The sequence below is a fragment of the Skermanella sp. genome (assembly GCF_059503625.1).
The window spans coordinates 1-3,782 of record NZ_JCACHA010000126.1 but is presented as its reverse complement, the minus strand read 5'-3'; the positions used below and the strand labels follow the sequence as shown (position 1 = coordinate 3,782).

At 60.6% G+C, this 3,782-nt stretch carries 3 protein-coding genes; 1 reads left to right on the top strand and 2 read right to left on the bottom strand.

Annotated elements, in window-relative coordinates; genetic code table 11:
• Nucleotides 1-49: 49 nt before the first annotated feature.
• On the top strand, nucleotides 50-2,014 hold the full coding sequence (locus tag AC5JJ6_RS03415) for a glycosyltransferase (RefSeq protein ID WP_496040699.1): 1,965 nt from the start codon (nucleotides 50-52) through the stop codon (nucleotides 2,012-2,014).
• 91 nt (nucleotides 2,015-2,105) lie between these two features.
• On the opposite strand, the gene AC5JJ6_RS03410 is transcribed toward AC5JJ6_RS03415, so the two are convergent.
• Nucleotides 2,106-3,146 carry a cache domain-containing protein gene (locus AC5JJ6_RS03410; protein WP_496040698.1) on the bottom strand — a complete coding sequence of 347 codons (1,041 nt, stop codon included), beginning with the start codon at nucleotides 3,144-3,146 and terminating at the stop codon, nucleotides 2,106-2,108.
• A 263-nt stretch (nucleotides 3,147-3,409) separates the two neighbouring features.
• Nucleotides 3,410-3,782: hypothetical protein (locus AC5JJ6_RS03405; RefSeq protein ID WP_496040697.1), on the bottom strand; the 373-nt coding region annotated here is incomplete at its 5' end.

The window sequence follows — 3,782 nt, the reverse complement described above, 5'->3', positions numbered from 1 at the left end:
GGTAGCGACATGGTCAACCAGGTGCGTACCTGGCTTGGCCTCTAGCGTCATGGTCCTTTCCGCTCTCGAGGCCGCCTTTGCGCCCTCCCTGGTTGTCGCCGGGATCGCGCTGTCCGTGCTGCCGTTCTGCTCCCGATCCGACACTCGGGTGCGCGCGGTGCTGTTCTCCGTGTCGGTTTTCCTCGGCTGGCGCTACATCGTCTGGCGCCTCGGCAATACACTGCCGACCCCGGCGCTGGATGGTGACTTCGTCTTTGGCTGCGTCTTCATGATTCTGGAGACGCTGGTGATGCTGGGCTCCACTTCCTCGTCCCTGATCCTGGTCCGGACCCGCGACCGAAGCAGTGACGCAACGGCAAATGCCAACTGGTGGCCCGTCGAACGGCCGCCGCAGGTCGATGTCTTCATCACGACCTATAACGAGGAAGAGTCGATCCTGGCGCGCACGATCGCCGGCGCGCTCGGCATCCAGCACCCGAAGCTGCGCGTATGGGTGCTCGATGACGGCCGACGCGAGTGGTTGCGCGACCTTTGCGCGGCCCGGCAGGTCGGTTATCTGACCCGGCCCGATAACAGCCATGCCAAGGCCGGCAACATCAACAACGGTCTGGCACACCTGGCGAGCCTGGAGGCCGGGCCGGAATTCATTGTCGTGCTCGACGCCGATTTTGTTGTCCACGACAACTTCGTCAGCCGAACTCTGGCCCTGTTCCATGATCCAACCATTGGCCTGGTGCAGACGCCCCAGCACTTCTTCAACAGTGACCCTATTCAGTCGAACCTGCGCATAGGACAGGCCTATCCGGACGAGCAACGTTTCTTCTTTGACGACCTGATGGCCAGCCGTGACGCCTGGGGCATCGCATTCTGCTGCGGTACCTCCTCAATGATCCGCTGGGAGGGACTGCAGGCAATCGGCGGCTTCCCAACCGACAGCGTGACCGAGGACTTCCTGGTCACCCTGCGCCTGAAGCAGCACGGCCTGCGCACCGTCTACCTGAACGAACGCCTGAGCGACGGTTTGGCTCCGGAGGGGCTGAAGGAGTATGTCACCCAGCGGGGACGCTGGTGCCTGGGGTTCATGCAGATCATTCGCGGGCCACTCAGTCCGTTCCGGCCCAATCGTCTGGACTGGATGGACCGTTTCGGTCTGATCGACGCACTGCTCTACTGGGGCTCCACTTTCTACTTCCGGTTGGCCTGTCTGCTGGTTCCTGCTCTGTACTGGCTGTTCGGCATCAGTGCGGTGAACGCCTCGTTTCCGGAGGTCGTGGCCTACTTCATTCCGTACTTCATTGCCGTGATGGTTGCGCTGAACTGGACCACCGGGGGCAAGGTCATCCCGATCATGAACGATGTCAGCCAGATTTTGACCATGTTCGAGATCAACCGGGCGGTGCTGGCCGGTTTGCTCCGGCCGCAGGGCCAGAAGTTCAAGGTAACGGCCAAGGGCGGCGCGCGGAACAAGCGGTTCGTGCAGTGGATAATGCTGCTCCGTTTCGGCACCCTCTGCCTGATCACGATCGGCGGCATGCTCTACGCCATGATATCTGATTATGCGCCTGATGGAGGTGCCGGTGATGGTAAGCTGGTAGTGCTGTTCTGGAGCTTCTACAACTTGGCCGTTCTGCTGCTGGCAATGATCGTGTGCGTCGAGCTGCCGCGCCTGCGTGCCGACGAGCGTTATCCGACCCATGAAGAAGTGCAGATGGAGGTGCTCGGCGACCTGATCCCGGCGCGCCTGATCGACGTCTCACTGAGCGGTGCCCGTGTCCAGGGGTCCAGCCCGGTTGCCGTTGGCGACGGCTTCTTGCTGCACCTCGCCAATGTCGGCTTGGTACCGGTCACGGTGGTGAACGCGCGGGACGGTACCTTTGCCGTGCGCTTCCACCACGATGCCGAAACCCGCGACCGCATGACCCACAAGATCTACTCTGACACCTACCAGCTCAACGTTTCCCGGATCAGCTGGCGCGGACTGCTGGCAGGACTGGGCAGCCGGGCGATGGAGTAGTGGTCAGTTGAGGTCGCAGAGAAAGTTGGTTTTCGTCCTGTTTGTGTTGATTAAATCACGAGTAGCGGAGTATCAAGCAGATCAGGGAATCTCAGGCGCTGCCTGGGCGAGGAGCCGTTCGGCGGCGGAGCCTGGCATCGAGATCGACCAGGGCACTGGAAAGCCTCAGGGCCTCGGCATAGTTCCGCGTGTGGGGAATCCGAGCATCATGATCGTACTCTCGGATGTGGTCGGCTGCATCGGCGATTTCCAGCAACGGCCTGGTAATCCATTTGGAGAGCAGGGACCCTGCGAGCACCGCCGTCAGCCCAGCGCCGAGGCTCACCAGCGACAGGATCAGCTGAAACTGCTGGATCGGAGCGAGTACCTGTGCCGCGTCCTCCCGGATAATCACCGCCCAACCCAGTCCGGGATAATCGCGGTAGCCTATGGTCATCGTCGTGGCGGTCAGGTAATCGCGCCCGTCCGGCCAGGTTTCGATATCCTGGCGTGCACCTCCCTGCCGGGCAGCACCGAGGCTAAGCAGGTTTAGCCGCTTTCCCTGAAGGTCGGAGGGTCCTAGCAGAACATCCCCGTCCCGGCTGACGATCAGGGCGTCGATGACCCGGCTCTTGTCGGCGCGCACGTTAAGCACCGAAGCGGCAATTTCTTCTCCCCATGACCAGCTCAGATGTGCCCCCAGTACGCCAAGTGGAATGCCGTCGGCACGCTTCAGCGGCATGGCGACATCGACGAAGCGCAACGGCTCTCCATTGGGGTTTTGCGGCAGTTTCTTCGCGAGCAGCACGGCCTCGTGAACGTCGCCGGCAAACATGTCGCGGCTGCCAGCCCTGTACCATGGCCTGCTTGAGACGTCAGCGCCCTCCAGAAGGCCTTTGGTGCTGGCGATGACGGCGCCCTTTGTGTCTGCCAGACCGATCCAGGCGTATTCCGGAAAATTGCTTTGAAGCGTATCCAGGTTCAGCCGCAGCCGAGTGGGCACGGTGTCGTTTTCCAGGGTTTCCTGGATCCTGCCGACCATTTTGATGTCCTGCCAGCGCTCGAACATGCTGCGGTCGAGCTTGTCGGCGATCTGGGAGCTCAGATTTAAAAGACTGGTCCCGGCCTGATCGCGTAGCCGGTTGCTGATCATCCCATTGGCCAGCAAGCTGATGATGGTGACCGGGGCGATGCATAGGACGGCGATGCTGACGGAAAGTAGGGTGAACAGACTTTTGGGGTTCGACATGGATAATCGTTCCTAATTATACTACTGGACGCGCGTTGCGAGCTTGCCCGACCCTCGGTAGCACATGATCAATTTAGGTTGGATGAAGAGCTGCGTGATTTGGCGTTAGTGCAGGGAGGTAGGAAGACCGCAGTGGCGGACGAATCGTCGAGAGATTGGGGTTCCGACTACAGTGATCTCTTCAAAGCCGAATCTGGGGCTTGCTCCGAGGTGGGTTTGAGCGCTTGCACTCTCAATCTTTCGACGCTTTCTTCGTACTCCGCCTCAGCGGTTACAATGCCGTTCCCCTTAGCCATCTGCGCATCTATATTTTCCAGGACATGAACAACTGTCCGGGAAAAAAGGAGGAGGAAATGGTCAGACAGGTAGGGATGGTATCCGGCGCACCGAATTCCAGGCGCTTTGCGCCCGCAGCACTGTGAGCCCAGCATCAGCACCGAAGCGTATGCCGTCGAGTACGCTGAAGAGGTTTCGCGTGCGTCTGCGACGCCTGTTCTATGGCCATCGCCCGGCGGCAGTAGCGTTCCAATCTGGTCTCCT

Coding starts and splice junctions, on each gene's coding strand:
- AC5JJ6_RS03415 (WP_496040699.1), top strand. CDS start 50: ATGGTCCTTTCCGCTCTCGAGGCCGCCTTTGCGCCCTCCCTGGTTGTC.
- AC5JJ6_RS03410 (WP_496040698.1), bottom strand. CDS start 3,146: ATGATCAGCAACCGGCTACGCGATCAGGCCGGGACCAGTCTTTTAAAT.